This is a genomic window from Kribbella sp. DT2 (genome assembly GCF_049844575.1).
In the GTDB taxonomy this organism is placed as follows: Bacteria; Actinomycetota; Actinomycetes; order Propionibacteriales; family Kribbellaceae; genus Kribbella.
The window spans coordinates 843,684-869,635 of the sequence record NZ_JBNCLH010000002.1; the positions used below are offsets into that span (position 1 = coordinate 843,684).

Sequence of the window (25,952 nt, forward strand, 5' to 3'; positions counted from 1 at the left end):
CGCCGCTGCTTCGTCGTACCGGACGACAACCACAGGAGCGAGGAGACAACCGATGAGCGACTTCGAGGCTATCGCCGTCCGGGTCGAGATCGAGGCGCTGCGCGGTGAGTTCACCGACGCGGGCATGCAGCGCGACTACGACCGGCTGGCGGGGCTGTTCACCGAGGACGGGGTATGGCGGCTGCCGCACATCGACCTCGAGTTTGCCGGGCGGGAGACGATCCGGGCCGCGGTCGAGCGGCTGCAGAAGCTGTGGGAGTACTTCGTCCAGACCGCCCATCTCGGCGCACTGGTGATCGACGGCGACACCGCGACCGGACGGGCCTACGTGACCGAGTTCGGCCGCCTGTACGACGGGCGCTCGAACTTCAACTGCTCGATCTACCACGACCGCTACCGGCGGACGTCCGACGGGTGGAAGTTCGTCGAGCGCTCGTACGAGATCAGGTACCAGGACCAGACCCCGCTGCCCGGTGCGGGCAACTCTCCGGAGGTTTGAGATGAATCCTTTGACCGGCGACTACAGCCTTTCCACGCCTCTCGACTTCACCGTGCGTCAAGGGTTCGGCCGGGTCGGAGGTCGCTTCGAGAAGGTCGAAGGTAGCGCGTCCTTCGATGGCGACGAGCCGTCGAGGTCGAGCGTGCAGGTGACGATCCGGACCGTGAGCATCCAGACCGGGACCAAGCGGCGCGACGCGCATCTGCGGCGGAGCTATCTGAGGACGGATGCGCATCCGTTGGCGACGTTCGCGTCGACGGAGGTGGTGCAGCTGGACGGGGCCGGCTTCCGGGTGAGCGGCGTACTGACGCTGCGCGGAGTTCCGAAGTCGGTGACCTTCGATCTGCGGCGTGACGGGTTGAGGTTCGCGGGCGAGCTCACCCTCGACCGGCGGGACTGGCAGGTGGAGTGGAACGCGGTCGCGGAGGGGTGGGGGCTGTTCGTCGGGTACGACGTGATCGTGCGCCTGGACGTCAGTGCGACGCGAAGCCCGCGAGCCGCCGAGAGCGCGACGAACGCGGTCGCCGCACCGGCCGAGTGAGCCGGCTCGACCGGCTGTGGCCGGTCAGGTCCAGTCGGGGCCGGCTTCGAGGCGGAGGTGCAGTAGTTGCTTGAGCGGCATCGACTCGCCGTCGCGGGCGCCGAGGCCGACGGTGAGCGGCGGGTCGGAGGGCTCGACCTGGAGGCCGGACAGACGGGCCTTCAGGCTGGGGCGGACACCGAGCAGGTAGAAGTTGCCGTCGGCATCGACTGCGAGGGTGTGGTTGCGCTTCAGGTACCAGCCGACCAGGTTCGTACGGTAGCTCGCGCCGGATGCGACGACCTGCGCGCGCAACGGGCCGGGCTCGATCCCGGCGGCCTTGGCCTTCGCCACGAAGTCCACGAGCAGCGCTCGTGCCGCGGCCGTCTCGGTCGCGCGGCGCCGGTCGAGGGCAGCTGCCTGCTCGGCCGCTGCCTCGCGTCGTCGATCCCGCCAGCTGGCTTCGCTTTCCACGCCGCCACCCTAGACGCCGCCACGAGAGCCTCGATGGACGGGCGGGACGGGGGACGGGCGAAGGCCAGGGCCGAGCCGCGTGCGGCCCTCAGGTGGTCGCCTGCGTGAGCGCCCCGTCCACCGCCGAGCCGGGTGCGGCCCTCAGGTGGTCGCCTGGGCGAGCAGGCCGTCGACCAGGGCGGCGAGGCCCTGGGGGAAGGTGTTTTCCTGGGCGACCTCGCCCCACTGGCCGGCGGCCGCGGTGAGGTGGGGGAGCTGTGGGTTCTCCAGGCCGCTGAACGGGCTGTTCTCGGCGGGTGGGAAGTCGGCGTCGGGGTAGCGGCGGGCGGTGTTGGCGCGGACCAGGATCTCGCCGACGGTGAAGTACCAGATGTTGCGGAAGATCAGGACGCTCTGCGCCGGCGTGCAGCCGTGGTCGGCGGCGCCGGCGAGGATCGCCTCGACGACCCACAGCGCCGGGTCGCCGATCCGGGTGATGAAGCCGTCGCTGGTGAGCACCTCGGCCGCCCAGGGCCACGCGGCGAACGCGTCGTGGATGAGGACGCCGGCCGCAATGATCCGGTCGCGTGGCTCGCCGGACAGCTCCGGGCGCGGCAGCTGTGCGGCGTACTCGGTCAGTAGGAGGAGCAGCAGGTCTTCCTTGTCCCGCACGTGGTGGTACAGCGTCGTCGCGCCGATCCCGAGCTCGCCGGCCAGGCCGCGGATCGTCAGCTTCTCCCAGCCGTCCCGGTCGATCAGCCGTCGGGCCGCGGCAAGGATCTCCGTGCGCGAGGTGACAGGTGGCCGACCGGTCTGGCCGCTGCTGACGCTGGATCTGGGCACGCCCCCATCATGCGGTCCGGCGCGCCCCGATCCCAGCACCGGGGTGCGTGGTGTCGGCACGACTGCTAGTTTAGGAACATGTTCCTAAAGACGATCGGACTCGGCGAGCTGCTCCAGCCCGTACGCCGCCGCCTGGGCCTGGCGATCGCGTTGCAGGCGGTCGCGGCGGTGGTCGCCGTCGTACCGTTCGCCGCGGTCGCCGAGCTGGCGCGAGTGCTGCTGGCAGACGGTCCGATCGATGGCGACCGGGCGTGGCGGGTCGCCGGGATCACCGCAGGCGCCCTCGTCCTGTGGCTGCTGCTGAGCGGCGTCGCAGGTGCCCTGGCCCACCAGGCGGACCTGGACTTCCAGCTGTCCGTACGCCGGCGCCTCGTGCGCCACCTGGGCCGGGTCCCGCTCGGGTGGTTCACCGACCGGGGTGCAGGCGGGATCGGCAAGGCGGTCCAGCACGACGTCGACACGATGCACCACCTGGTCGCGCACGCCGCGCTGAGCCTCACGGCGAGCGTGATCACGCCGGTGGTGACGCTGGCCTACCTGTTCGCGGTGGACTGGCGGATGGCGCTGATCCTGCTGGTCCCGATCGTCGCCGGGGTCGCGCTGTTCGTCCGGCTGGCGTTCACGATGGAGTCGCAGACGGCGGCCTTCGACGCGGCCCAGCAGCGGATCGTCAGCCGGGTGATCGAGTTCGTCGAGGGTATCGCGGTGGTGAAGATGTTCGGCCAGGCCCGGCGCGCGCATCGCCAGTACGGCGAGGCGGCGGACGACTTCTCACGCTTCTTCCTGGCCTGGGTCTCGAAGGGGTACCGGGCGTCGGCGCTGTCGGAGTTGCTGCTGAGTCCGGTGACCGTGCTGCTCGCCGTACTGGTGGGTGGGGCGGTGCTGGTTCCGTCGGGGCGGCTGGAGGCGATCGACCTGTTGCCGTTCGCGATCCTGGGGCTCGGGCTGGCGTCGCCGTTGCAGGCGTTGCACTACTACAGCCACGACGCGGAGAAGGCCGTCGCGGCGGCGAAGCGGGTCGGATCGTTGCTTGCGGCCCCTGAACTCCCCGTCGCGGACGCGCCGCGCCACGCTGTCGGCGGGCGGGTCGAGCTGTCCGGGGTGGAGTTCGCGTACGACGCCGGGCGGCCGGTGCTGAGCGGGATCGACCTGGTGCTCGAGCCGGGCACGGTGACGGCGTTGGTGGGCGCGTCGGGGTCGGGCAAGACGACGCTGGCGAAGCTGCTGCCGCGGTTCTTCGATCCGACCGCCGGCGTGGTGGCGATCGGTGGGGTGGATCTCCGGGAGGTCGCGCCCGAGGAGTTGTACAGGCTGGTGTCGTTCGTGCTGCAGGACGTTCAGTTGCTGGATGCAACCGTGCGGGACAACATCCGGCTGGGACGGCCGGACGCCGACGAGGCGACGGTACGACGAGCAGCTCGGGCCGCGGCGATCGACGAGCGGATCGGTCGGCTGGCGCTCGGGTACGACGCGGTCGTCGGGCGGGACGTGCGGCTGTCCGGGGGAGAGGCTCAGCGGGTGTCGATTGCCCGGGCGCTGCTTGCCGACGCGCCGATCGTCGTACTGGACGAGGCGACGGCTCATGCGGACGCGGAGTCGGAGGCGTTGATCCAGGACGCGTTGTCGGAGCTCGCGGTGGGGCGGACCGTGCTGGTGGTCGCGCATCGGCTGGCGTCGGTGACCGGCGCCGATCAGATCGTGGTGCTCGATCAGGGGCGGGTCGTCGAGAAGGGCCGGCATCAGGAACTGCTTGCTGCCGGCGGACGGTACGCCGGGCTGTGGCAGCTGCAGGAGGAGGGGCGATGATTCGCAAGTTGTTCAGGGCGCTGGGGCCGGAGTACGACGGGGCGTTGCGGCGGTTGGTGGGGTTGTTCGTCGTCGCCGGAGTTCTGCAGGGGCTGGCGTTCGTCCTGCTGGTGCCGGCGTTGAAGGAGCTGCTCGACGGTGGCCGGCCGTGGCCGTGGGTGCTCGCGCTCGGGGTGCTGTGGATCTTGTACGCGATCGTCGCACCGATGGCGACGCTGGCGGGCTTCAGGACCGGGGCCGGGCTGAGCCGGGACCTCCATCACCGGATCGGGGACAAGGTCGCGCAGCTGCCGCTGGCCTGGTTCACGGCCGACCGCGTCGGCGGGCTCGGGCGGCTGGCCTCGCACCGGATCCTCGACATCATGGGGGTGCCCGCGCACCTGCTGCGGCAGTTGGTCGACACGACGGTCACGCCGCTGGTCGTCGTACTGGCGATGTTCTTCTTCGACTGGCGGATCGCCGTGGCGATGGCCGTCGCCGCGGTTGCCACGGCGATCGTCTATCGCGTGGCGAGTCGGGGGCTGGAGGCCGTCGACCAGGAGGCCGACCGGATCCATGCGGAGGCGGCCGGGCGGATCGTCGAGTTCGCGCGGGCCCAGCCGGTACTGCGGGCCTTCGGGCGGACGGTGGACGGGCATGCGGCGCTGGACGACGCGCTGGTCGCTCAGCACCGGGCGGGGCGCCGGACACTGCGGGTCGGGTTGTCGGGGATCGCCGGGCTCGGGTTCGTGGCGCAGGCGTCGTTCGTCGGAGTGCTTGCGTTGGGCACCTACCTGACGATCGGCGGCTCCCTGGGGGCGGCCGAGTTCATCGCGTTGCTGGTGCTGGCGGCGCGGTTCGTGGAGCCGGTGATGGTGACGGCTGAGCTGGGCGGGGCGTTACGGGTGGCGGGGAACGCGCTGGGGGAGATCGACTTGTTGCTGGCGACCGAGACGCTCGTCGAGCCGGTGGTTGCGGCGAAGACTCGTGGGTTCGGGGTCGAGCTGGAGGACGTGGAGTTCTCGTACGACGGCGGCGGGACCGCGCCGGTGCTGGCGGGGCTGTCGATGAGCGTTCCGGAGGGGCGGATGACCGCGCTGGTCGGGGCGTCGGGGGCCGGCAAGACGACCGTGGTGAAGCTGATCGCGCGGTTCTTCGATCCGGCGGCGGGCGTCGTACGGGTGGGTGGTGCCGATGTGCGCGACCTGCGGACCGAGGACCTGACCTCGCTGGTGTCGGTGGTGTTCCAGGACGTGTACCTGTTCGAGGGCAGCATCCTCGACAACATCCGGGTCGGCCGGCCCGAGGCGACCGACGAGGAGGTGTTCGCCGCGGGGCGGACAGCGCGGGTCGACCAGATCGCCGAGCGACTGCCGGCTGGATGGGACGCGCCGGTCGGGGAAGGCGGCAGCCGGTTGTCCGGTGGGGAACGGCAACGGATCTCGATCGCCCGGGCGTTGCTGAAGGACACCCCGATCGTGCTCTTCGACGAGGCGACGGCCGCGCTCGACGCCGAGAACGAGCACGCCCTGCACGAGGCGATGACGGCGCTGTCGCGCGATCGCACCGTGCTGGTGATCGCCCACCGGCTGCACACGCTCGAGGGGGCCGACCACATCGTCGTACTGGACAGCGGCCGCTGCGTCGAGCAAGGTCGCCATGAGGACCTGCTCGCGCGCAACGGCCGCTACGCCCACTACTGGAACGAACGCCGCCGCGCCCAGGGCTGGCGACTGGCTGAGGGGATCAGTAGGTAGCCGGCCGGTAGTTCGTCCACCCCTGCCCGATGTCCTCGCCGGTCCTGAGGGTTCCGTCGCCCTTGCCGGTCCAGCGGAAGAGGTGGCCGTCGCTCGTCCGTACGGCGACCAGGTCGGCCTTGCCGTCGCCGTTGACGTCCATGGCGTTCATCGGGCCGAAGCCGTTCCAGCCGCTGCCGACGTCGATGCGGGTGGAAAAGGTGCCGTTGCCGGCGCCGCGGTAGTAGAAGAGGTTGCCCGAGGCATCGGTGCCCCACAGGTCGCCGTCTCCGTCGCCGTCAACATCACCGCCGGCGAACTCGTAGTTGGCCCACCCCTCGCCGATCCGGTTGCGCTGGCTGAAAGCGCCGTTGCCCTTGCCCGGGTACCAGTACAGAATCCCGCCGTCACGGGCGACGATGTCGGCCTTGTTGTCCTTGTTGAGGTCGACGACCGTGAACCACTCCATGCTGTCCCAGCCGGCCCCTTCGTTCACCAGCTTGGTGAAGGTGCCGCGCCCGGAGTTGTTCCAGTAGTGCAGCTTGCCGTCGGTCGAGGTCGCGAAGATGTCGGCGTACCCGTCGGCGTTGCTGTCACCGACACCGATCCGGTGGTACGACGCCGACCAGCCCGGCCCGACTTCGCTTGAGCCGCCGAACTTGCCCAGCGCGGTGCCCGGGTAGAGGTGCAGCGTGTTGCTCGGGTCGACGGCCAGCAGGTCGTCGTACTTGTCGCCGTTGACGCTCTCGGCCGCGCGGTCCGTGACGGTACCGCCGCAGTTGTAGCTGGTGTACGCCGGACCGTTGTAGTCGAAGCTGTAGGTGACGAACTCGCCGTGCAGCTCGATGTGCTGCTCGTTGCCGTTGTAGACCTGCGCGTAGTGCAGGTGCGGTCCGCTCGCGTTGCCCACGGCACCGACCCGGCCGATGAACTGACCTTGGGCGACCTGCGTTCCGCTGGCCACGTCACGCGAGCTGAGGTGCCGGTACTCCGACTTCCAGCCGCCGCCGTGGTCGATCGTGATCACGCCGGCCGCACCCTGGGTGGCGACACCGGCCGCGCTCGCGACGACGGGCTTGCCGAGGTCGTCGTCGCCCGCACCCCAGTTGAAGTCGAGCGGGAAGGAGTTGTCACCACCGTGCCCGGTGTACGTCGCGCCGTTCCACTTCTCGCCGCACGGGAACGGCAGCTCGAAGGTGGGCTTGGCGTCGACCTGTGCCGACGAGGCCGGCGCTGCGATCGCCGTACCGGCGACCGTGAGCAGGGAGATGGCCAGTCCGGCCAGGGATCTCTTGAGCAGCTGCTTGTTCATCGTCGTGCTCCTCAGTAGGTCGCGGGACGGTAGTTGGTCCAGCCCTGGCCGATGTCCTCGCCGGTCCTGAGGGTTCCGTCGCCCTTGCCGGTCCAGCGGAAGAGGTGGCCGTCGCTGATGCGTGCGGCGACGAGGTCGGCCTTGCCGTCGCCGTTGACGTCCATGGCGTTCATCGGGCCGAAGCCGCTCCAGCCGCCGCCGACGTCGACTCGGGTGGAGAAGGTGCCGTTGCCGGCGCCGCGGTAGTAGAAGAGGTTGCCGGAGGCATCGGTGGCCCACAGGTCACCGTCTCCGTCTCCGTCGGCGTCACCGCCGGCGAACTCGTAGTTGGCCCAGCCTTCGCCGATGCGGTTGCGCTGGCTGAAAGCGCCGTTGCCCTTGCCGGGGTACCAGTAGAGGATTCCGCCGTCGCGGGCGACGATGTCGGCCTTGTTGTCCTTGTTGAGGTCGACGACGGTGAACCATTCCATGCTGTCCCAGCCGACGCCTTCGTTGGTGAGCTTGGTGAAGGTGCCGTGACCGGAGTTGTGCCAGTAGTGGAGCTTGCCGTCGGTGGAGGTGGCGAAGATGTCCGCGGCACCGTCGGCGTTGGAGTCGCTGACGCCGATCCGGTTGTAGTACGACGACCAGCCCGGGCCGATGTCGGCCGAGGCGCCGAACTTGCCGGTCGCGTTGCCGGGGTAGATCCGCAGCGTGTTCTCGGGGTCGACGGCCAGCAGGTCGTCGTACTTGTCACCGTTGATGCTCTCGGCCGCGAGCGGCGTCGCGCCACCGCTGGTCCACCAGGTCGTCTGCTTGCGCGCGCCGGCCCAGCTGAAGCTGAAGTGGATGTGGTCGGTGTGCGGGTTCGGGCCGGAGTAGTTCTGCCAGCCGGCGTTCGGCTCGTAGGCCTTCCAGATCTTGTGGTTCCAGATCAGGTAGACGATGCCGAGCCGCCGGGCCAGCGCGTGCTTGTTGCCGTACTGGTCGGTGGCGAGCATCCAGTTCAGCAGTTCGTTGGCCTTGGCAAGCTGTGTGGAGTTGTTCGCGTTGAACCCGAAGTCGAGCGCGCGACCGTCGTGGTGGTCGCTCGGATCGCCAAGGTTGCAAGGGCGGGTGATGCCCATGCTGTTCTGTCCCGGGTACTCGGCGTCGAGCATCGCCTGCAGGCTCAGCGGACCCGACTTGGCGGTCGGGTCGCAGCCCGGCGTGACGTAACCGGCGTAGCCGTCGATCGCGGCGGGGAAGGCCGGCGTCGGTGGAACGGCGGCCGCGGTGGAGGCGGTCGTGAGCGTCGCCGCCAAAACGGCGGCACCGGCGAGGCCGGCGAGGAGTTTCTTCACAGTTCACTCCGTATCTGGGCAGGTTGCAGCGGCGGAACCGATGACATCCGGGCATGACGCAGCGCCGGGCATGGTCCCGTGTGGACGAGTAGCTGTCTCAGTGAGAAGCGCGGCCGTGAAGTCCCCCGACCCCCCTAGGCCGAACAGCAGCAACTGTGACCTGCCCTGGCCTCGTTCCGAAAGCCTTCTGCAGCAACGTGCAGCCAGGAATCGATGCAGCACAAGGGTTTTCAGCGCATCGGAGGCACTCCACCGATAAGCTCGGACCATGACGCAACAGCCGCCGTACAGCCACCGCAGTACGGTCCGCGGCGTAGAAGCCTGGGTCGTCGCGCTGAAGCTCGACGACGCGGGTGCGCAGCGATTCGGAGAGCTCACCGCCGACCTGGCGAAGAAGGCGCCGCCGGCCAATCAGATCGCGATCGTGGTGGACAGCCGGGTGGTGAGTGCGCCGTCGGTGATGTCGGCGATCAGTGGTGGGCAGCTCGAGGTCAGTGGGGCGTTCTCCGAAGAGGGTGCGGAGAAGTTGGCTGAGGCGATCGGTGGGTGATCAGCGCGGTGGGGTGTGCCAGGGCCAGGTGGTGAGGAGGGTGCGGAGTTGGCGGGTGGCGGGGGAGAGGTAGCTGTTGGTGTTCCAGTAGAGGGTGAGGGTGCGGCGGCAGTCGGGGGTGTCGATGGCGACCAGGGCGCCTGGTGGGGTGAGGGTGGAGCGGCGGGCCTGGTCGGGGACCAGGCCGACGCCGAAGCCGGCGCTGATCAACTCGGCCAGGGTGCCTGCCTCGTCGGCTTCGCAGACGATGCGGGGGATGAGGCCGTGCTCGGCGAAGAGGCGGTCGAGCAAGCGGCGGTGCCAGTGGCCTGGGCGGGCGCTGACGAACGGGACGTCGGCCAGCTCGTCGATGGTGACTGACTTGCGGTTGGCGAGCGGGTGGTCGAGGGAGGTCGCGAGCCAGACCTGTTCCTCGAGCAGTTGCGTGCTCTCCAACCCGTCCGCGGGGACCGGCTGCGACGCGAGGCAGAGGTCGATCTCCTGCGCGCGGAGCCGGCGGGACATCTCCGACGCCGGGAGCTGGACGAGCTCGATCTCGACGCCCGGCCGTTCCAGCTTGTACGCCGACAGCGCGGCCGTGATCGTCAGGAAGGTCTCCGACCCGACCCGCACCGTGCCGAACCCGTCGCCGGTCGCGTCGGCGACAGCGCGCCGGCCCGCGTCCAGCTCGCCGAGCGCGCGTTCGGCGTACTGGCGGAAAAGGTGGCCGGCGTCGTTGAGTCGCAGCCGGCCGGCCCGGTCGAACAGCGGCGTGCCGAGCTCGTGCTCCAGGCGGGCGATCGTGCGGCTCAGTGACGGCTGCGCGATGTGCAGCTCCTCGGCGGCGCGGCTGAGGTGCTCGAGGCGCGCGACGACCAGGAAGTGCTGCAGCGAATTGAGGTCCATGTCGTTCCGAGCATAACGTCATAGCGATATTGGTCTTCGACAGAATAGCCGCCGGATCATAGTTTCGACGGCGTGAGTAGTGATGGGATTCTGCGAGGCCTGGTCAGCGCCCACCTGGTGACGATCGTGGCCCAACCGGTGTTCGCCGGTGTCTTCCTCAGCGGTGACTACGACGGGCTGCGCTGGCACGAGCTCGGCGCCAACGTCGTCACCTCGATCGGTTACCTGCAGCTGGTGGTCGCGATCGTCGTGTGGGTACGGCGGCGCGTGAGCTGGCCGTTCGTGGCGACGCTGGTGCTGGTCGGGGCGGAGACGGCGCAGTACTTCGCCGGACTGGCGGGCGCGCTGTGGTTGCACCTGCCGCTCGGGGTGATGACGATCGCTGGGCTCGTGGTGCTGTTCATCGCGGTCTGGTGGAAGGGGGAGGCCGTCGATGCGTGAGCTATCGAGGCGCCGGGTGCTCGGGATCGGGGCTGCGCTGGGGGTGACCGCGGCGGGCGGCCTGTCAGCTGCTGCTGCGTTGTCGAGGCGCCCTTCGTTCACCGGCAAGGAGTTGCGCAGCGGGGTACCGTTGCCGCCGCCGTACGAGGTGCCGCTGCCGATTCCTGCGGTGCTGGCGCCTGTTGGTGGGGACCGCTACGAGATCACGCAGCGGGAGACCACGGCGGAGATCCTGCCGGGGATCCGGACGCCGGTGTGGACGTACGGCGGGACGTTCCCGGGCCCGACGATCGAGACCCGGCGAGGACAACCGATTACTGTTGCTCACCGCAACGAGCTGCCGGTGCCGACGGTGCTGCACCTGCACGGCGGGCGGAGCACGCCGGAAGCCGACGGGTACCCGACCGATCTCGTGCTGCCGGCGGGATGGTCGGCGGACCACGGCGGCGGAGCACATGACATGCACGCCACCGGGCAGAGCGGTCACGCCACCGAGCACGGCAGTCGACCCGCCATGCACAGCATGAAGGACCCCCGCGCGGTGATCACCCAGCTCACCCGCGAGTACACCTTCGCGGTCGACCAGCGCCCGACGCTGCTCTGGTACCACGACCACCGGATGGACTTCACCGCCCCCGCGATCTGGCGCGGCCTGGCCGGGATGCAGATCGTCCGCGACGACGCCGAGGACGCGCTCGGCCTCCCGGCCGGTGAGCGAGAGCTGCCGCTGATGATCACCGACCGGTCGTTCGCGGCGGACGGCACCCTGGACTACCCCTCGATCGACCCGACGCTGCGCGGGCGGCCCGGCGTACAGGAGTCTTACCTGGCAGGGGTTCTCGGGGACGTCGTCCTGGTCAACGGCGCGCCCTGGCCGGTGCACGAGGTCGACGCGGCGCGGTACCGGTTGCGGATCCTCAACGCGTCGAACGCCCGGCACTACGACCTCGAGCTGGTCGGCGACGACGGGCGGCGGCTCGACCTCGTCCAGGTCGGCGCCGACCAAGGGCTGCTCGCCGGGCCGGTCGTCCATCGGGACCTGCCGATCGCTCCGGCCGAGCGGTACGACGTGGTCGTCGACTTCTCCGGCGTACCGGTCGGCAGCCGGGTGCGGATCGTCAACCGGCTGGGCTCGGGCCGGACGCGGGACGTGATGGCCTTCCACGTCGTACGACGGGCGCGCGACGACAGCCGGATCCCGGCCGTCCTGTCCGACGACCTGCCGGACTGGCAACGCCCGGACGCTGTCCGCGTCCGCGACTTCGCCTTCCGCGCCGGCCGGATGCCCAGCGGTCGCGGCTGGCTGATCGGCGGGCAGCCGTTCGACCCGGCGCGCCCGGACGTCACCACGCGCCTCGGTGACGTGGAGATCTGGCGGCTGGTGGCCGACGTGCACCATCCCGTGCACCTGCACCTCGTCGGCTTCCGCATCCTGTCCCGCAGCGGCAAGGCGCCGCCACCGCACGACGCGGGCCTCAAGGACACGGTCGCGCTGCGCCCCGGTGAGTCCGTCGAGCTCATCACCCGGTTCGAGGGCTACCGCGGCCGCTACCTGTTCCACTGCCACAACGCCGAGCACGAGGACATGGCGATGATGGCCAACCTCGAGATCACCTGACGGTCAGTGCGGGAGCTTCCGGGTGTCGACGAGCTCCTGGGCGACGTCGCGGAGCTTGGTGTTGGTGTCCTGGGAGTAGCGCTTGAGGATCGCGAAGGCCCGGTCACCGTCGACGTCGAAGCGTTCCATCAGGATGCCCATCGCCATGCCGACCAGTTTGCGGGCGTCGACGGCCTGGGCCATCGTCTCCTCGTGCCGGGCGGTGGCGACGGCGACCGTCGCGTGCCGGGCGAGGATCTGCGCGATCGCCTCGTCGTCGGCGCCGAAGGCGTCGGGCTGCGGGCTGTACAGACCCAGGACGCCGACGGTGCGGCCGTCGTCGCCGAGCACCAGCGGCACGTCGAGCACGCTGCGCACGCCGAGGCCGGACACCTTCGCGGCCCACTTCGGCCAGCGGCCGTCGGTGTGGGTGTCACGGATCAGGACCGTGGTCCGGTCCCGCAGCGAGGTAACCAGCGGGCCGTCCTCGGTGTCGATCTGCAGGGTGTAGACGTCGGCGACGACCGGGTCGGTGACCGCGGCGATCTCGGCGCGGTGCCCGCGGGTCGCCAGCGCCAGGCCGGCGTGCGTGCAGTTCAGTGCCTGCAGCGCGAACTGCACCACCGCGTCGACGGTCTCGTCGACGCCGGAGGCGTCGTGCAGCTCGACCGCCAGCCGCGCGAAAACGTCGGCAGCCGCGCCGTCTACAGGGTCAAGCGTCGCCACATCCGTCTCCACGTCCGCATGACGGTCACCCCGCCGGTCGGAGTGCCCAGACTCATATTTTGCCTCACCGGCCCCGGCTGTGCCGGAGGTGGCCGGTATCAGGGCGCCGGGGTGTCGTTCTCGAGGATCAGCCCGGCGAGCACGGTCAGGTCGGCGGCGACCAGTTCCGGCTGCGGACCGTGCGGGCTGAGCACCATCCCGGGCCGGCTGATGAACGCGGCCTGGCAACCGGCTTCCAGCGCGCCGGTGATGTCCCAGTTGTGCGCCGCGATCAGCCGCACCTCACCGATCGGTACGCCGTACGCGGCGGCGACCGCCTGGTACGGCGCGGGCGCGGGCTTGAGGTGCCCCACGGTGTCGGCCGACATCACCCGGTCGAAGTACTGCCGGATCCCGGCGTTGGCCAGCTGCTGCTCGGCGACGTCCTGGACGGAGTTGGTCAGCGCGACCAGCCGCAGCGGCGAGTCGGCCAGCCGCGCGAGCGCGTCGGGCACCTCCGGGTGCGGCGGCAGCGACGACATCAGCGCGACGGTCTCGTCCACCTGCTCGTCACTCAGTACGACGCCCTGCCGCGTGCCGAGCATCCGCAGCGCGGCCCGCTGCGCGGTGGTGAAGTCGACGTACGCGCCGGTCAGTCCACCGACGAACGCGAGCTGCAGCATCTGCGCGAACCACAGCGGCCGCAGCGCCGCCGTACCGAACAACTCCTCGAACCGCCCGTCGAGGGCTTTGAGGTCGAGCAACGTCTCGTTGACGTCGAACGCGAGGACCTGAGTCATGGGGTGCTCCCGGCAGTCAGAAAATAGAGGGACGATTCTAAAAATGGTAGCTTAGCTGGGTGGAGCGGAAGCTGACGGCGAAAGGGGAGGCGACGCGGGCGCGGATCGTCGCGGCGGCCGCGGGGCTGATGTACGAGCGTGGGGTGGCGGGGACGAGCACGGAGGACGTGCTGGTGGCCGCGGGCGTGAAGAGCCCGTCGCAGCTCTACCACTACTTCGGGGACAAGCGGTCGCTGGTGCAGGCGGTGATCCAGTACCAGACGGAGTCCGTGCTGGGCTTCCAGAAGCCGTTGCTCAGTCGGCTGGACAGCTTCGAGGCGCTCGAGGCGTGGCGGGACGCGGTGGTGGAGCTGCAGCGGTCGCGGGACTATGCGGGCGGGTGCCGGATCGGCTCACTGGCCGCGGAGCTGGCGGACCACGACGCTCGCGCGCGGACCGAGCTGATGGGGACCTTCGAGCAGTGGGGAGAGGCGATCCGTGACGGACTGGCCTCCCTCCAGGCGCGGGGGGAGCTGGATGCGGCGGCCGATGTCGATGAGTTGGCTTTGGTGCTGCTGACGGCGCTGCAGGGCGGACTGCTGATGACTCAGGTACGGCGGGACACGACAGCGCTGTACGCCGTACTGACCGCGACCATCGAACACCTTCGCGGGCTCAGCTCCGTTTGATGCCCGCTGCGTAGTTGAGAGCGGTGAGCGTGTTCTGGAGGGTGGCCAGGTCGGGCTCGGGAGTGACGGCGAAATCGGCGTACAGGCAGTAGGCGAGGTTGCCGTCGGTGGTGCGGCCGGCGATCTCGGGGTGGCCGTCGTCGTTGTCGAGGACGAGCCAGCCGAGGGTGTCGAGCTCGTCGAGCACGATCGCGCTGGGGGAGTCGTCGCCGGGTGGCAGGACCAGGAGGCCGGCGCCGGTGAGCTCGTCGAGGTAAGCGGTGTGGGCGTCGGCGAGCTCGATGACCGCGAGGTCGATGAAGTCGACGCCGGGGCGGGGCGTGTTCTCGGAGGCGCAGGCGATCGCGATGCCGTGCGGCAGGCAGGTCGTCTGCGGCATCGGCCGGGAGTACGGCGTACCGGGGCGGCGCAGGCAGCGGCGGGTGGGGGAGATCGGCAGGGTGCGCCGGTGGGTGTTGCGGTTGTTCACGCGGCGGCCTCGACCTCGAAGACCCGGTCGAGGCCGGTGCGGTGCAGGGCGTCGGCGGCCCGGCGGTTCGCGTGCCGGATGACGACGCCACCGCCGCGGCGGCGGCAGATCCGGTGGGTGTCGAGCAGGGCGGCGAGCAGCGTGGACGACATCTGGTCCAGGTCGGAGACGTCGATCACGACCAGGCACGCGCCGTCCATGACGAGGTCGTTGAGCTGCCATCGCAGGGCGGTCAGACCGGCGGCGACCTCGGCCTCGCTGATCGTGACGATGGCCTTCCGGGGCGGTGGGGTGTGAGTGGAGTGCGTCATGGCGGACCTCCCGGCAGCACAAGCAGGATCTTCTTACTCTTCCCCGTGGACGTTGAGAACGATCGAGCGCCTTCTTTACGATCCGATGACGAGAAGGGTCCCGGGCGTCCTCCGCGACCGATCGGTTGCGAGGATGGTTCGATGGCGTTGCAGGTCCTGGTCGTCGAGGACGACGACCGCATCCGCACCGTCCTGCGGCTCGCGCTGGAGGACGAGGGGCACCAGGTGACCGAGGCCGCTGACACGCCCGCTGCCCTGGAGCGGGTGCGCACGGTGATGCCCGACCTGGTGCTGGTCGACCTGATGCTCGGCGAGATCGACGGCTACACCTGCATCCGCGAGATCCGCCGGCTGAGCGACATCCCGATCGTGATCGTCAGCGCCCGGTCCGACACCCACGACATCGTCGCGGGGCTGGAGGCCGGCGCCGACGACTACCTCACCAAGCCGTTCCAGGTGAAGGAGCTCACCGCTCGGTTGCGGGCGCTGCGCCGACGGCTGCGGACCAGTACGGAGGCGACCGAGCCGGACGTCGTACTGGATGCCGATCCCGTACGGCGCCTGGTGCTGTCCCGGTCGCGCGGGTCGGTGCTGCTGCAGGGCGCGGACCTCAAGCTGACCGTCACCGAGTACCGGCTGCTCGCGGAGCTGGCCCGGCCGCCGGGCCGGGTGCTGAGTCGCCCGGCGTTGCTGTCGTCGGTCTGGGAGCACGGCTTCTACGGTGACGAGCGGATCGTCGACGTGCACATCCGGCGGTTGCGAACCAAGATCGAGCGCGATCCGGGCCGTCCGCAGCTGGTGGTCACCGTGCGCGGGATGGGCTACCGGCTGGACCCGCGGTGAACCGCGCGATCGCCGCGCTCGGTCTGCGGCACCGAATCGTGATCGCGTTCGCGCTGGTCGCGCTGCTGGTGTCGATGGTGTTCGCGGTCAGTACCTACGCGCTCGCGCGCGGGTACCTGCTGGGTCAGCGTGAGCGCGTCGTCCAGCAGCAGGCGCTCGCCGACGCGGGGTTCGTGCAGCGACGGCTCGAGACCGCGGGGGCGGACGTGTCCGCCGTACTGACCGCGGCCGGTACGCCGGCCGGGCACACGGTGGTGCTGAAGTGGCAGGAGCAGTGGTACGGGTCGGCGCTGGATCAGGGGCGGGAGATCGTTCCCGAGGAGATGCGCGCCGAGGGGGCCGAAGGGCGGGCGGCGACGCAGCGGTTCCGGTCCGCTGACGGGCCGGTGCTCGTGGTCGGCGTACCGCTGCCTGCTGTTGGTGGCGAGTTCTACGAGATCGCACCGCTGAACGAGCTGGACGGGATCCTGCGGTTGCTGAGCGGCATCATGATCGGTGGGGCGTTTCTGTCGGCGCTCGCCGGCGCGGCGCTGGGGGCTTGGGCGAGCCGGTCGGTGGTGACGCCGCTGAACCGTGTCGCGGTCGCGGCGGCGACGATCGCGGGGGGCGAGCTGGACACCCGGTTGCCGCCGACCGAGGACCCGGAGCTGGCGACGATCGTTGCCTCGTTCAACAGTATGGTCGAGACGCTGCAGCAGCGGATCGAACGGGACGCCCGGCTGGCGGCGGACGTGAGTCACGAGCTGCGGTCGCCGTTGACGACGCTGGTGGGCAGCGTCGACCTGCTCACCGCACGGCGGGACGAGCTGCCGCCTCGGTCGCAGCAGTTGCTCGACCTGATCTCGGCGGACCTGGAGCGGTTCCGGCGGTTGCTGGACGACCTGCTGGAGCTGGCGCGGTCGGACGCGGGGCTGGATCTGGGGTCGGAGGCAACGGTTCCGTTGCGGGACCTGCTGGTTTACGTGGCTGGTGAGGTCGGTGCCGACCCGGCGCTGGTGAAAGGGGCCGAAGGCATCGACGTGCGCGGGGACAAGGCGCGGCTGGGACGGTTGTTCCGGAATCTGTTCGAGAACGCGGACCGGCACGGCGGTGGGTTGACGGGGGTGCGGGTGAGTCGGTCGGGGGACGACGTGCTGATCGAGGTGGACGATGCCGGAAGCGGAATCGCGCCGGAGGAACGGGAGCGGGTGTTCGAACGGTTCGCCACCGGCGCGAACGCGCGGGGCTCGTCGTCGGGGACCGGGCTGGGGCTGGCGCTGGTCGCGGAGACCGCGGCCGCGCATGGTGGTGCCGTGTGGTGCGAGGCGTCGCCGTCGGGTGGCGCGCGGTTCGTCGTACGGCTGCCGGAGGTGAAGCGGTGAAGGGCTGGTGGGTGGGGTTGGCCGTCGTACTGGTGGCTGCTGGGTGCGGGGTGCCGACGCAGGACTCGCCGGTGGGGATCCAGCCCGAGGCGCTGCCGTCGCGGTTGCGGGAAACCGCGTTACCGGGGGAGGTCTCGCCGCCGACGGCCGGGCCTGGGCAGGTGAGCGTGGTGGTGAACTTCGTGCGGAAGGACCGGTTGGTGCGGTCGGCTCGCGAGGTGCCGAACGGGTCGGCGCAGGAACGGCTGAGTGCGATCGTCGAGGCGCTGGCCGCCGGTCCGACCGAGCGCGAACGCGCGAGTGGGATCTCCTCGGCGTTGCCGGCCGGGCTGCAGCTGACGGTCGCCGCGTTGCAGGGCAACCGCGCGGTGATCGGCCTGACCGGCGAGACCGACGGCTCGGCCGCCGAGAACGTGCTCGCCGTCGGCCAGATCGTGCTGTCCGCGACCGCGATCCCCACGGTCAAGGAGGTTTCGTTCGAACGCGACGGGCTGCCGGTCGAAGCCCTGCTGGCCGACGGCGCGCTCACGAGGAACCCGCTGACCGCCGCGAACTACGCGTCACTGCGGGCCGGCTGACGCTTGAGCGAGGTCGCTGCGATCAGTACGGCGACCAGCAGGACGACGGCGCAGAGAGTCAGGCCTCGGGCGTAGCCGCTGTTGAGGGTTTCAGGGGTGATCAGGTCGCCGGTGTGGTCGTGGGCGGCGGTGCCGAGCGCGGCGAGGCCGAGGGACGCGCCGAGTTGGCGGGAGCTGTTGAGCAGGCCGGACGCCGTACCGGTCTCCTCGGGTGCGACATCGGTGGTGGCGGTCGCGACGAGCGGACCGAGGCAGAGGCCGAAGCCGATGCTCGCGATGATCGACGGACCGAGTACGTCGGTGAGGAACCGGCCGTCGGCGCTGATCTGCCCGAACCACGCGAACCCGATCGCGGTCAGCAGCGCGCCGCCGATCAGCAGCCGTTTCGCTGAGACGTGGTAACCGAGCTTGATCGCGAGCACCGACCCGACGACGACGCCGAGGGCGAAGGGCAGGAACATCACGCCGGTCAGCGCCGGGCCGATGTCGAGGACGCGCTGCAGGTAGAGGGACATGAAGTAGAAGGACGACGCCATCGCCGCGCCGACCAGCAGGTTGTAGGCGTTCGCGCCGGACACCGAGCGGTTCGCGAAGAGGCCGAGGCGGACGAGTGGTTCGCGGCGCGTGGTGCGCTCGACGAGGATGAAGGCCGCCAGTAGTAGGGCGGCCAGAGCAAGGGTGATGAGGGTGGTGGGCGAACCCCACGCGTGCCGGTCGGTCCGGACGACACCGAAGACGAGCGTCGTCATCCCGGCCGTCGCGAGCACCGCGCCGAGCACGTCCGGGCGGCCACGTCGTACGGTCTTCGCGCTCGCGGCGACTCCACCGGCCGCCAGCGCGAACGCGACGGTTGCCATCGGGACGTTCACGAACATCACCCACCGCCAGCTCGCGTACTGGGTGAGCACCCCACCGATGAGCACGCCGAGCGCGCCACCGGCCGCGTTCGTCGCGCTCCACACGCCGAAGGCGCGGACCCGGGCACGGCCGCCCGGAAACGTCGTCGCGAGGAGCGCGAGCGCGCCCGGCGCCAGCATCGCCGCCCCGATCCCCTGCGCGGCACGGGCCGCGACCAGGTGCCCCGGCTCCTGGGCGAACCCGCCGATCAGCGACGCCAGCCCGAACAAGGCCAGCCCGGTGAGCAGCAGCTGCTTACGCCCGTACCGGTCGCTGGCCTTGCCGCCGAGCAGCAACAGGCCGCCGAAGGTCAGCGCGTAGGCGTGGATCACCCAGGTCACGCCGGTCGCGCTGAAGCCGAGCCCGCTCGCGATCTGGGGAAGTCCCACGTTCACGACCGAGAGGTCGAGGGACACCATGAACTGCACGACGGCCACCACGGCGAGGGTGGTGGCGGGGCTGCTCTCTGCCTTTCGGAACATGTTCCGAAATTAGCAGCAGAAGTCCACGGTTGTCGATCGTGGGGTGGCGAGGCCGGGTTAGCCGGCGGGTGGGACGACCGTGTAGCCGCGTTCCTCGATGGCGGTGAAGCAGCGGGCCTGGATCTCGGGGGTGGGGAAGGGGGCGCTGACGCGTTTGGTGTCGAGGTCGATGGTCGTGACGGTGACGCCGTGGGATTGCAGGACGGTGGTGATGGTGCTGGTGCAGTGGGAGCAGGTCATGTCGGGGACCTCGAAGACGACGTCGGGGAGGGGCATGGTGGGCTCCTGGGGATCGAGGGTGACGACGTTCAAGTGACTGAGGAAGGTGGTGACGAAGAGGTCGACCAGGTGAGGGAGCAGGGGCGGGCTGGGGGTGGTCATGTTGGCCAGGCAGCGGAGGAGTTCGCCGGTGGGGAGGGCGGCGTACTGGGGGAGGTCGGCGGTGGCGATCGCCTGGTTCTTCAGGGTGCGGAGGATGGTTGTCGACTCCGTCGTGTAGCGGAGGGTGCCGCCGGGGTGGGGTTCGAGGGCGATCGGGATCATGCCTCGGCGGAACGTCGACGACTGCAGGCCCCAGTGCCAGGTGTTGGCGACGACGGCGAAGATGCCTGAGTCGCGGAGGGCGACGGCGAAGGAGGCCGGGTCGTCGTACGGGGTGCTGGCGGCGAGGTAGGCGTGCTGGGCGAGTGCCCGGGCGGTGGTCTCGAAGCCGACGGCGAGGATCTCGCGGGGGTCGGCGTCGGTGGTGGTCGTGGTCATGATGCGGCGGTCGTGATCGCTCAAAGGGCTCAACGCAGGAAGGGCCTGGCGGAGAGCGAGAGTGGTTTCGCGCGCGACGACCGGGACGATCGGGCCGAGTGAGCTGCAGTGGGCCACGTTCAGTACGCCGGTGCTGTCGTGCCACAGGACTCGGTGGGTCGCGCTGGTGGCGACCGCCGTGTCGAGGTATGCGCGCTGGGCGGTCGTGAGCCGGCCGTCGGGTGAGAGCGGGGTGACTTCCGGTTTGGCACTCCACGGGGCTGGCGCCGGAAGGACCGGCGTCCAGGGCGCGATGGTCTCAGCCAGGATGCGGGCCGCCGCCGCGCGGTCGTAGTCGGACGCAGGCGCCTCCCCGGGGACGGCTCCATTCTCCTGGGAAGGGCGCAGCGTCGCTGGTCACACCGCGTGTCCGGCGAACCGGCTGCGCCGGTCGCCGGAAGAGCGGGTCAAGCGCGAGCGCTGCCTCATCGCCGCGTGAGCGGACGACCGGGCGAGCGCTGTGCCTCATCGCCGCGTGAGGCGGATGACCGGGTACTCGCGCTCGGACTTCTCCTGGTACTTCGCGATCCGGGGCTGGGCTTCCGCGATCCGCTTCCACGCCTCCGCGCGCTCGGTCTTGTCGAGGCGCTCAGCGGTCACCGGTACGGCGCCCTTGTCCGCGAACTCGACCGTCACCTGGTCCGGGTGGGCCGTCAGGTTCGCGTGCCAGTCGGGGTGCTGACTGCCGCCGCCGGAGGCGACGACCAGCCAGGACTCGCCGTCCGCGAACCAGGCCAGCGGCGTCGCCCGCGGCTCGCCGCTGCGGCGCCCGAGGGTGTTGAGGACGAGCACGTCCATCCCCATCATTTGGCCCTTGCCGTCGCGGATCTTGCGGCTCGCCCGCGCGCCCATCTTCACCTGCATCCATCGCGAGAACCGTCCCGGCGTTCCCGGCTTGCGCTCCGCCTGCTGTGTGTTCGTCATACCGAAGACGCTAGGCGCCCGACCACCGCGCTCGCTTCTCGATTCCTGATCACCTGCGAGCGGCGGCGATCTCCTGACCGAGCTCGCTGCCGGGGAAGCGGTCGAGCATCGCGCGCAGTTCGTCCGCACCAACGTTGGCCCCGAACGCCTCCGCGCGCGGCTGCAGCCGTACGCCGTCCGCGAGCCGGTCGAGCACGACCGGGTCGAAGCCCAGGTCGTCGACGAACTCGGTGACCACGGCAACGTCCGACGCGTCGTCACCGGCCACGGCGATCGCCTTGCGGCCCGGCGTACCGGCGGGGCGGGCGCCCTCGTCGAGGTCGTGGTAACCCATGTGGTTGAACCCCTTGACCACCTGCGCCCCGTCGAGGAACGCGGCGACGGTCTCGCTGGACGACGTCCGTGGGTCGGTGAGGTCAGCGCGGTGGCCGTCGATCTCCCACCAGTAGTTCATCGCGTCGACGACGAGCTTGCCGCGCAGTTCGTCGACCGGGAGCGCCTGGTACTTGCCGAGCGGCAGCGCCAGTACGACGAGGTCGGCCTGCGCCGCCGCCTCCACACTCGTGGTCGCGACGGCGCCGGGCACCAGGATCTCGACGGTGAGCGCGATCTTCGCGGGATCACCCGAGCCGGCGATCAGCACTTTGTAGCCCGCGGCAACGGCCAGCCGGCCGAGCACGGTCCCGACCTTGCCGGCGCCGAGGATCCCGATCGTGTGGATGCCGGTCGCGCTCATGCTCGTTCCGGGGAAAGGTCGGTCGCCGAGGACAGCTCGACCGCCGGGGTCAGCTCGGCCAGCCGCTCACGCACCTGCGGGATCACCTTGCCGCCGAACAGTTCGACCGCGCGCATCCGCGCGTCGATCGGCTGGGCGCCGCTGCTGTAGATCAGGTCGAACCGCCCGACGCCCACCGCGTTGACCGCACGGGCGATCTTGGCGGCGACGGTGTCCGGCGAGCCGATGTAGAGCGAGCCGTGCTCGATCTCGGCCAGGTACTCCTCGCGGCGGATCGGCGGCCAGCCGCGCTGCTGCCCGATCCGGTCGCGGATCACCTTGTAGTGCGGCCAGTAGATCTCGCGTGCCTCCTCGTCGGTGTCGGCGACGAAGCCCGGCGAGTGCATGCCGACCGGGTGTGCCGTCGTACCGAACTGCTCGGCGGCGCGGCGGTACAGATCGATGTACGGCGCGAAGCGCTCCGGCTGGCCACCGATGATCGCGAGCATCAGCGGCAGGCCGTGGTGCGCCGTCCGGATCACCGACTGCGGCGAGCCGCCGACGCCGATCCAGGTCTTCAGCCGGCCGGACTCGGTCTTGGGGAAGACGTCCGCGTCGGTCAGCGCCGGGCGCGTCGTACCGGACCAGGTGACCGGCTTCTCGTCCAGCAGCTTGACGAACAGGTCCGCCTTCTCCTCGAACAGCACGTCGTAGTCGGCCAGGTCGTAGCCGAACAGCGGGAACGACTCGGTGAACGAGCCGCGCCCGAGGATCACCTCGGCGCGGCCGTTGGACAGCGCGTCGACGGTCGCGAACCGCTGGAAGACGCGGACCGGGTCGTCCGAGCTGAGCACGGTCACGCCGGACGCCAGCCGGATCCGGCTGGTCCTGGTCGCGATGCCGGCCAGGACGGTCTCCGGCGACGAGACCGAGTACTCCGGGCGGTGGTGCTCGCCGAGGGCGATCACGTCGACGCCGAGCTCGTCAGCCACGACGGCCTCCTCGACGACCTGGCGGATCGCCGCGGCGTGCGAGAGCAACCGGCCGTCACCGTCCTGCGGGACGTCGCCGAAGGTGTCGAGTCCGAACTCGAGATCTGTCACGGGTCCTGCGCTCCCTGGGTCGTAAGGGGGTTGATGTGTCAATCCTAACCGCCGGAGTTGACGCGTCAACCAGGTGGTTCGACAGGCGTAACGCGAAGCCGCGGCAACTTCTTCCCGCCGCGACCGCGTTGGGTAGATTCAGCGCATGGTGGTCGGTCCGGCGGTTCCGGTGGCGGCGGCGCGGCGGATCGCGTTGGTCGCTCAGGGGTTCGGGCAGGCACGGCCGGGGCGGGCGGATGTCCGGCAGGTACGGCGGGTGGTCGAGCGGGTCGGCGTACTGCAGGTCGACTCGGTGAACGTGCTGTGCCGGTCGCACTACCTGCCGGTGTTCTCGCGACTGGGGGAGTACTCGCGGGAGCGGCTGGACCGGATGTGCTGGGGCGGCGGTGAGCTGTTCGAGTACTTCTGGGGACACAAGGCGGCGTTGCTGCCGATGGCGTCGTACCCGTTGGCGCGGTGGCGGATGCGGGTGGCTGAGCGGCAGGTGTGGGACGCGCCGCTCGACCCGGAGTTGCAGGTGCCGTGGTCGGTGGTGGTCGGGATGCGGCGGCTGAGCGTGGAGCGGCCGGGGCTGGTCGACGACGTCCTGGCGATGGTCGCGGAGAAGGGCCCGATCACGGCGGGCGAGGCCGACCGTGACGGCGTACGACGGAAGCGGACCGATCCGGACCCGGATCCGACGACCGGGACGATGTGGAACTGGCAGGACGCGAAGATCGCGATCGAGTACCTGTTCGCGACCGGCCGGGTCGCCATCGCCGGGCGCCGGCACTTCGAGCGCCTGTACGACGTCGCTGAGCGGGTGCTGCCGGGCGCCGTACTGAATGCGCCGGAGCTGGACGATCACGAAGCCCGGCGGGAGTTCGTCCGGATCGCGGCGCGGTCGCTCGGGGTGGCGACGGCGGGCGAGCTGTGCGGCGCGACGAAGGGGCACTATCCGTTGCCCACGGCAACCGCCAGGCGCGTGGTCGGTGAGTTGGTCGACGCCGGGGAGCTCGTGCCCGTGCAGGTTGACGGCGTGAAGCAGCAGAGCTACCTGTGGGCGGAGGCCGAGGACCGGCCGGTCGACGCGCGGGCGTTGCTGTCGCCGTTCGACACGCTGATCTGGAACCGGGACCGCACCGAGCGGCTGTTCGAGTTCTTCTACCGGATCAGCATCTACACGCCCGAAGCGCAGCGCGTGCACGGGTACTACGTGCTGCCGTTCCTGCTCGGGGACCGGCTGGTTGCGCGGGTCGATCTCAAGGCTGACCGGCGGAACTCCGCACTGGCCGTGCCCACCCTGACGCTCGAGCCCGGGGCGACGGACGTGGTCGAGCCGCTGGCGGCCGAGTTGCAGTTGATGGCCCGCTGGCTGGGCCTGGAGCGGATCCAGGTCACAGCCGGCGGACCGTTGGGGCGAGCGCTGTCGAGCGTGCTGGGTTAGGCCGCCGCGTGGACCCGGTGGGTGGGAACAGCCCGCCGCGTCGCGCGCTTGATGCGCTGCTGGCCGACCAGGCTGATCAGTGAGAGCAGGATCGCCGCGCCGGTGTACCAGGTCACGGTGGGGATCTCGCCGAGCGCGGCCGTCAACTGTCCCGCGATGACGACCGGGACACCCAGGCCGACGTACGCGATCAGGTAGACCGCGCCGACGACGCCGGCGCGCTGGTGCGGGGCGGCCAGCGGGAAGACGAGCGCCAGCGCCGCGGTGAACGAGGCGCCGAAGCCGATGCCGGCCAGGGCCTGGCCGATGATCATCACGGCGAGGCTGCCGGCCAGTACGCCGGTCAGGATGCCGGCCGCGCCGACGACCGAGGCGTAGATGCCGATCGTCATCGCGCGCCGGGAGTCGACCCGGCCGAGCGCGAAGCCGATCAGGAACGACGCGGTCTGCGGGACGAACCCGGCGACACCGTTCATCAGGCCGCTGTCGATGTGGAAGACGCTGTGCACCAGGCTCGGCGCGAGACCGCCGGACAGGCCGGCCAGCATCCAGACCGCGGCGACCACCGGCGCCGAGGCGGCGAACTCCGCGCGGGTGGCCGCGGGGAACGAGATCCTCGGGATCATCGATCGCAGCGCTCCCGGCGTACGGCGTACTGTCTCGGGCGAGAGCGCGACGACCCCGAAGCCGAGCACGGTCAGCGCGGTCAGTACGACGAAGATCACCGTGTTCGCCTTCGGCGTCAGCTGGATCGCGACGCCGGCCAGCAAGGAGCCGAAACCGAGTCCACCGGTCAGCCCGGCGCTGCCCAGGATCACACCGAGCCCCTTGCGGTGGGCCGGGGCGATCTCGACCAGGGCCGCGGTGAAGGCGGTCGTGGCCGCGCCGGCGGCGACGCCCTGCACGGTCCGGCCGGCGATCACCCAGTCGACGTTCTGGGCGAACAGGAACAGCAGGTTCGACACCACCTGCACGACGAGCGCGCCGAGCAGAACCGGCCGCCGGCCGAGGTGGTCGGACAGCGACCCGACCGTCAGGACGGCGGCCAGGAACCCGGCGGCGTACACGGCGAACGCCAGCGTCAGCAGCTGCGGTGCGAAGTTCCACTGGTTCCGGTACTCGACGAGCATCGGGGTGAGGGAGCCGGCCGCGAGGTTGAGGCTCGTGAACGTGATCGCCACGCCCGCCAGCGCGACGCCGGTGGGCAGGGTCCAGCGGCGCTGGACGACGGGGGACTGCGGTGAGGTGGACACGGAGGCTCCTTGCTGAACCCAGCGACTAGTCGGTGATGAGGACGACGCCGGCCGGCGCGTCCAGGGCCTTCACCGTCAGTTCGGCGGCGCGGTCGAGGCTGACCCGCGGCTCGGCGGGCACGTTCTCGGGGTTGTAGGTGCCCGGGCCGTAGAACTGCCCGTAGCTGAGGACGACGCCGCCTTCGGCGAGCACCGACTTCTCGAGCTCGGCGACCGCGTCGGCGTCCGGTCCGGCCGGCAACTGCCAGGCGACGGTCTGCGCCAGGAGCTTCGGCGATCCGCTCTGCCGGGCGGCCTCGATCAGGTTCTGGTTGCCCTCGGTGCGGATCCGGGCATTCAGCGGGGTGTGGTGAGCGATGTCCGCGAGGTCGTCGGGCAGGTCGGTCAGCTCGTTCAGTACGACGTCCGGCCGGAACTCCTTCACCGTCCGGACCAGCGCGTCCCGGTCGAACACGTCGCAGACGATCGGCTCGGCGCCGAGCTCCTTCAGCAGAGCGGTCTTGCTCTCCGAGCGGGTCATCCCGCCGACCACGTGCCCGGCCTGGACCAGCAGGGGAACGATCCGCTGCCCGATCACACCGGACGCTCCGGCCAGAAAAATCCTCATCGCGCGATCTCCTTCGGTTATTCTGGATGTTTAATGTCCAGATAACCGTACGCCCCTGGCTATCGCGTG

General features: G+C 70.4%; 28 protein-coding genes. 12 read left to right on the plus strand and 16 right to left on the minus strand.

The annotated features are described in order from the left end of the window. The first annotated feature begins 52 nt into the window (after positions 1 to 52). Together ACLQ2O_RS12670 and ACLQ2O_RS12675 are read left to right on the plus strand one after the other, a co-directional pair. A complete protein-coding gene (locus ACLQ2O_RS12670; RefSeq protein ID WP_425830611.1) occupies positions 53 to 499 on the plus strand; it encodes a nuclear transport factor 2 family protein in 447 nt (148 codons plus the stop codon). 1 nt (position 500) lies between these two features. After that, complete coding sequence (locus ACLQ2O_RS12675; RefSeq protein ID WP_425830613.1) at positions 501 to 1,040, plus strand: YceI family protein; 540 nt, start codon at positions 501 to 503, stop codon at positions 1,038 to 1,040. Between the two features lie 24 nt (positions 1,041 to 1,064). On the opposite strand, the gene ACLQ2O_RS12680 is transcribed toward ACLQ2O_RS12675, so the two are convergent. Both ACLQ2O_RS12680 and ACLQ2O_RS12685 read right to left on the minus strand, forming a co-directional pair. Continuing rightward, the gene (locus ACLQ2O_RS12680; RefSeq protein ID WP_425830615.1) at positions 1,065 to 1,493 is read right to left on the minus strand and encodes a hypothetical protein; all 429 of its coding nucleotides are present in this window, start codon (positions 1,491 to 1,493) and stop codon (positions 1,065 to 1,067) included. A 141-nt stretch (positions 1,494 to 1,634) separates the two neighbouring features. After that, a complete protein-coding gene (locus ACLQ2O_RS12685) occupies positions 1,635 to 2,315 on the minus strand; it encodes a TetR/AcrR family transcriptional regulator (RefSeq protein ID WP_425830617.1) in 681 nt (226 codons plus the stop codon). Between the two features lie 78 nt (positions 2,316 to 2,393). Between ACLQ2O_RS12685 and ACLQ2O_RS12690 the strand changes: the two genes are divergently transcribed. Together ACLQ2O_RS12690 and ACLQ2O_RS12695 are read left to right on the plus strand one after the other, a co-directional pair. Next, on the plus strand, positions 2,394 to 4,121 hold the full coding sequence (locus ACLQ2O_RS12690) for an ABC transporter ATP-binding protein (protein WP_425830619.1): 1,728 nt from the start codon (positions 2,394 to 2,396) through the stop codon (positions 4,119 to 4,121). Next, a complete protein-coding gene (locus tag ACLQ2O_RS12695; RefSeq protein ID WP_425830621.1) occupies positions 4,118 to 5,857 on the plus strand; it encodes an ABC transporter ATP-binding protein in 1,740 nt (579 codons plus the stop codon). Before ACLQ2O_RS12690 ends, ACLQ2O_RS12695 begins: the two co-directional genes overlap by 4 nt. Here ACLQ2O_RS12695 and ACLQ2O_RS12700 read toward each other — a convergent pair. Together ACLQ2O_RS12700 and ACLQ2O_RS12705 are read right to left on the minus strand one after the other, a co-directional pair. After that, a complete protein-coding gene (locus ACLQ2O_RS12700) occupies positions 5,847 to 7,148 on the minus strand; it encodes an FG-GAP-like repeat-containing protein (protein ID WP_425830623.1) in 1,302 nt (433 codons plus the stop codon). The two genes, ACLQ2O_RS12695 and ACLQ2O_RS12700, sit on opposite strands and share 11 nt — an antisense overlap. Positions 7,149 to 7,159: 11 nt before the next feature. Further along, positions 7,160 to 8,470, minus strand: coding sequence for an FG-GAP repeat domain-containing protein (locus ACLQ2O_RS12705; protein ID WP_425830625.1), 1,311 nt, complete (start codon positions 8,468 to 8,470; stop codon positions 7,160 to 7,162). Between the two features lie 268 nt (positions 8,471 to 8,738). Here ACLQ2O_RS12705 and ACLQ2O_RS12710 point away from each other — a divergent pair, with 268 nt between their 5' ends. Then, positions 8,739 to 9,020 (plus strand): SecDF P1 head subdomain-containing protein, encoded by a 282-nt coding sequence (locus tag ACLQ2O_RS12710; RefSeq protein WP_425830627.1) that lies wholly within the window; start codon positions 8,739 to 8,741, stop codon positions 9,018 to 9,020. Here ACLQ2O_RS12710 and ACLQ2O_RS12715 read toward each other — a convergent pair whose 3' ends face one another. After that, positions 9,021 to 9,905 (minus strand): LysR family transcriptional regulator, encoded by an 885-nt coding sequence (locus ACLQ2O_RS12715; RefSeq protein WP_425830629.1) that lies wholly within the window; start codon positions 9,903 to 9,905, stop codon positions 9,021 to 9,023. A gap of 72 nt (positions 9,906 to 9,977) precedes the next feature. On the opposite strand from ACLQ2O_RS12715, the gene ACLQ2O_RS12720 reads away from it, so the two are divergent. Then, entirely contained in the window at positions 9,978 to 10,346 is a 369-nt protein-coding gene (locus ACLQ2O_RS12720; RefSeq protein ID WP_425830631.1) for a hypothetical protein, read from the plus strand. Then, positions 10,339 to 11,964, plus strand: a complete 1,626-nt coding sequence (locus tag ACLQ2O_RS12725) for a multicopper oxidase family protein (protein WP_425830633.1) — start codon at positions 10,339 to 10,341, stop codon at positions 11,962 to 11,964. The genes ACLQ2O_RS12720 and ACLQ2O_RS12725 overlap by 8 nt, the downstream gene beginning before the upstream one ends. 3 nt (positions 11,965 to 11,967) lie before the next feature. Here ACLQ2O_RS12725 and ACLQ2O_RS12730 read toward each other — a convergent pair whose 3' ends face one another. Then, positions 11,968 to 12,669: a GAF and ANTAR domain-containing protein gene (locus ACLQ2O_RS12730; RefSeq protein ID WP_425830637.1), complete on the minus strand. Its 702-nt coding sequence runs from the start codon at positions 12,667 to 12,669 to the stop codon at positions 11,968 to 11,970. Between the two features lie 98 nt (positions 12,670 to 12,767). Further along, positions 12,768 to 13,448, minus strand: coding sequence for a haloacid dehalogenase type II (locus ACLQ2O_RS12735; protein ID WP_425830639.1), 681 nt, complete (start codon positions 13,446 to 13,448; stop codon positions 12,768 to 12,770). A gap of 59 nt (positions 13,449 to 13,507) precedes the next feature. Between ACLQ2O_RS12735 and ACLQ2O_RS12740 the strand changes: the two genes are divergently transcribed. Then, the gene (locus ACLQ2O_RS12740; protein WP_425830641.1) at positions 13,508 to 14,116 is read left to right on the plus strand and encodes a TetR/AcrR family transcriptional regulator; all 609 of its coding nucleotides are present in this window, start codon (positions 13,508 to 13,510) and stop codon (positions 14,114 to 14,116) included. On the opposite strand, the gene ACLQ2O_RS12745 is transcribed toward ACLQ2O_RS12740, so the two are convergent. Together ACLQ2O_RS12745 and ACLQ2O_RS12750 are read right to left on the minus strand one after the other, a co-directional pair. Beyond that, positions 14,103 to 14,585 carry a hypothetical protein gene (locus ACLQ2O_RS12745; RefSeq protein ID WP_425830643.1) on the minus strand — a complete coding sequence of 161 codons (483 nt, stop codon included), beginning with the start codon at positions 14,583 to 14,585 and terminating at the stop codon, positions 14,103 to 14,105. The genes ACLQ2O_RS12740 and ACLQ2O_RS12745 overlap by 14 nt on opposite strands. Then, on the minus strand, positions 14,582 to 14,896 hold the full coding sequence (locus tag ACLQ2O_RS12750) for an STAS domain-containing protein (protein WP_425830645.1): 315 nt from the start codon (positions 14,894 to 14,896) through the stop codon (positions 14,582 to 14,584). The genes ACLQ2O_RS12745 and ACLQ2O_RS12750 overlap by 4 nt, the downstream gene beginning before the upstream one ends. Positions 14,897 to 15,037: 141 nt before the next feature. Between ACLQ2O_RS12750 and ACLQ2O_RS12755 the strand changes: the two genes are divergently transcribed. The 3 genes from ACLQ2O_RS12755 to ACLQ2O_RS12765 are packed head-to-tail and all read left to right on the plus strand — an operon-like array spanning position 15,038 to position 17,678. Beyond that, positions 15,038 to 15,739: a response regulator gene (locus ACLQ2O_RS12755; protein ID WP_425830647.1), complete on the plus strand. Its 702-nt coding sequence runs from the start codon at positions 15,038 to 15,040 to the stop codon at positions 15,737 to 15,739. Next, on the plus strand, positions 15,736 to 17,100 hold the full coding sequence (locus tag ACLQ2O_RS12760; RefSeq protein WP_425830649.1) for a sensor histidine kinase: 1,365 nt from the start codon (positions 15,736 to 15,738) through the stop codon (positions 17,098 to 17,100). Before ACLQ2O_RS12755 ends, ACLQ2O_RS12760 begins: the two co-directional genes overlap by 4 nt. Beyond that, entirely contained in the window at positions 17,097 to 17,678 is a 582-nt protein-coding gene (locus ACLQ2O_RS12765; RefSeq protein ID WP_425830651.1) for a GerMN domain-containing protein, read from the plus strand. Before ACLQ2O_RS12760 ends, ACLQ2O_RS12765 begins: the two co-directional genes overlap by 4 nt. On the opposite strand, the gene ACLQ2O_RS12770 is transcribed toward ACLQ2O_RS12765, so the two are convergent. The 5 genes from ACLQ2O_RS12770 to ACLQ2O_RS12790 form a co-directional block, all read right to left on the minus strand. Next, on the minus strand, positions 17,654 to 19,057 hold the full coding sequence (locus ACLQ2O_RS12770; protein WP_425830653.1) for an MFS transporter: 1,404 nt from the start codon (positions 19,055 to 19,057) through the stop codon (positions 17,654 to 17,656). The two genes, ACLQ2O_RS12765 and ACLQ2O_RS12770, sit on opposite strands and share 25 nt — an antisense overlap. A 57-nt stretch (positions 19,058 to 19,114) precedes the next feature. Then, positions 19,115 to 19,816 (minus strand): heavy-metal-associated domain-containing protein, encoded by a 702-nt coding sequence (locus ACLQ2O_RS12775; protein ID WP_425830655.1) that lies wholly within the window; start codon positions 19,814 to 19,816, stop codon positions 19,115 to 19,117. Between the two features lie 504 nt (positions 19,817 to 20,320). Then, positions 20,321 to 20,779: a nitroreductase family deazaflavin-dependent oxidoreductase gene (locus tag ACLQ2O_RS12780; protein WP_425830658.1), complete on the minus strand. Its 459-nt coding sequence runs from the start codon at positions 20,777 to 20,779 to the stop codon at positions 20,321 to 20,323. A gap of 49 nt (positions 20,780 to 20,828) precedes the next feature. After that, positions 20,829 to 21,515, minus strand: coding sequence for an NADPH-dependent F420 reductase (locus ACLQ2O_RS12785; protein ID WP_425830660.1), 687 nt, complete (start codon positions 21,513 to 21,515; stop codon positions 20,829 to 20,831). Then, on the minus strand, positions 21,512 to 22,597 hold the full coding sequence (locus ACLQ2O_RS12790; protein ID WP_425830662.1) for an LLM class flavin-dependent oxidoreductase: 1,086 nt from the start codon (positions 22,595 to 22,597) through the stop codon (positions 21,512 to 21,514). The genes ACLQ2O_RS12785 and ACLQ2O_RS12790 overlap by 4 nt, the downstream gene beginning before the upstream one ends. A 145-nt stretch (positions 22,598 to 22,742) precedes the next feature. Between ACLQ2O_RS12790 and ACLQ2O_RS12795 the strand changes: the two genes are divergently transcribed. Continuing rightward, the gene (locus ACLQ2O_RS12795; protein WP_425830664.1) at positions 22,743 to 24,023 is read left to right on the plus strand and encodes a winged helix-turn-helix domain-containing protein; all 1,281 of its coding nucleotides are present in this window, start codon (positions 22,743 to 22,745) and stop codon (positions 24,021 to 24,023) included. On the opposite strand, the gene ACLQ2O_RS12800 is transcribed toward ACLQ2O_RS12795, so the two are convergent. After that, a complete protein-coding gene (locus tag ACLQ2O_RS12800) occupies positions 24,020 to 25,276 on the minus strand; it encodes an MFS transporter (RefSeq protein WP_425830666.1) in 1,257 nt (418 codons plus the stop codon). The genes ACLQ2O_RS12795 and ACLQ2O_RS12800 overlap by 4 nt on opposite strands. 25 nt (positions 25,277 to 25,301) lie before the next feature. Beyond that, positions 25,302 to 25,883, minus strand: a complete 582-nt coding sequence (locus ACLQ2O_RS12805; protein ID WP_425830668.1) for an NAD-dependent epimerase/dehydratase family protein — start codon at positions 25,881 to 25,883, stop codon at positions 25,302 to 25,304. Positions 25,884 to 25,952 lie beyond the last annotated feature (69 nt).

Bases quoted from the DNA above. Each gene is read 5' to 3' on its own strand.
- ACLQ2O_RS12735 (WP_425830639.1), bottom strand. From the start codon at position 13,448: ATGACTCAGGTCCTCGCGTTCGACGTCAACGAGACGTTGCTCGACCTC.
- ACLQ2O_RS12675 (WP_425830613.1), top strand. From the start codon at position 501: ATGAATCCTTTGACCGGCGACTACAGCCTTTCCACGCCTCTCGACTTC.
- ACLQ2O_RS12670 (WP_425830611.1), top strand. From the start codon at position 53: ATGAGCGACTTCGAGGCTATCGCCGTCCGGGTCGAGATCGAGGCGCTG.
- ACLQ2O_RS12805 (WP_425830668.1), bottom strand. From the start codon at position 25,883: ATGAGGATTTTTCTGGCCGGAGCGTCCGGTGTGATCGGGCAGCGGATC.
- ACLQ2O_RS12785 (WP_425830660.1), bottom strand. From the start codon at position 21,515: ATGAGCGCGACCGGCATCCACACGATCGGGATCCTCGGCGCCGGCAAG.
- ACLQ2O_RS12710 (WP_425830627.1), top strand. From the start codon at position 8,739: ATGACGCAACAGCCGCCGTACAGCCACCGCAGTACGGTCCGCGGCGTA.
- ACLQ2O_RS12795 (WP_425830664.1), top strand. From the start codon at position 22,743: ATGGTGGTCGGTCCGGCGGTTCCGGTGGCGGCGGCGCGGCGGATCGCG.
- ACLQ2O_RS12780 (WP_425830658.1), bottom strand. From the start codon at position 20,779: ATGACGAACACACAGCAGGCGGAGCGCAAGCCGGGAACGCCGGGACGG.
- ACLQ2O_RS12700 (WP_425830623.1), bottom strand. From the start codon at position 7,148: ATGAACAAGCAGCTGCTCAAGAGATCCCTGGCCGGACTGGCCATCTCC.
- ACLQ2O_RS12750 (WP_425830645.1), bottom strand. From the start codon at position 14,896: ATGACGCACTCCACTCACACCCCACCGCCCCGGAAGGCCATCGTCACG.
- ACLQ2O_RS12715 (WP_425830629.1), bottom strand. From the start codon at position 9,905: ATGGACCTCAATTCGCTGCAGCACTTCCTGGTCGTCGCGCGCCTCGAG.
- ACLQ2O_RS12775 (WP_425830655.1), bottom strand. From the start codon at position 19,816: ATGACCACGACCACCACCGACGCCGACCCCCGCGAGATCCTCGCCGTC.
- ACLQ2O_RS12755 (WP_425830647.1), top strand. From the start codon at position 15,038: ATGGCGTTGCAGGTCCTGGTCGTCGAGGACGACGACCGCATCCGCACC.
- ACLQ2O_RS12695 (WP_425830621.1), top strand. From the start codon at position 4,118: ATGATTCGCAAGTTGTTCAGGGCGCTGGGGCCGGAGTACGACGGGGCG.
- ACLQ2O_RS12690 (WP_425830619.1), top strand. From the start codon at position 2,394: ATGTTCCTAAAGACGATCGGACTCGGCGAGCTGCTCCAGCCCGTACGC.
- ACLQ2O_RS12725 (WP_425830633.1), top strand. From the start codon at position 10,339: ATGCGTGAGCTATCGAGGCGCCGGGTGCTCGGGATCGGGGCTGCGCTG.
- ACLQ2O_RS12770 (WP_425830653.1), bottom strand. From the start codon at position 19,057: ATGTTCCGAAAGGCAGAGAGCAGCCCCGCCACCACCCTCGCCGTGGTG.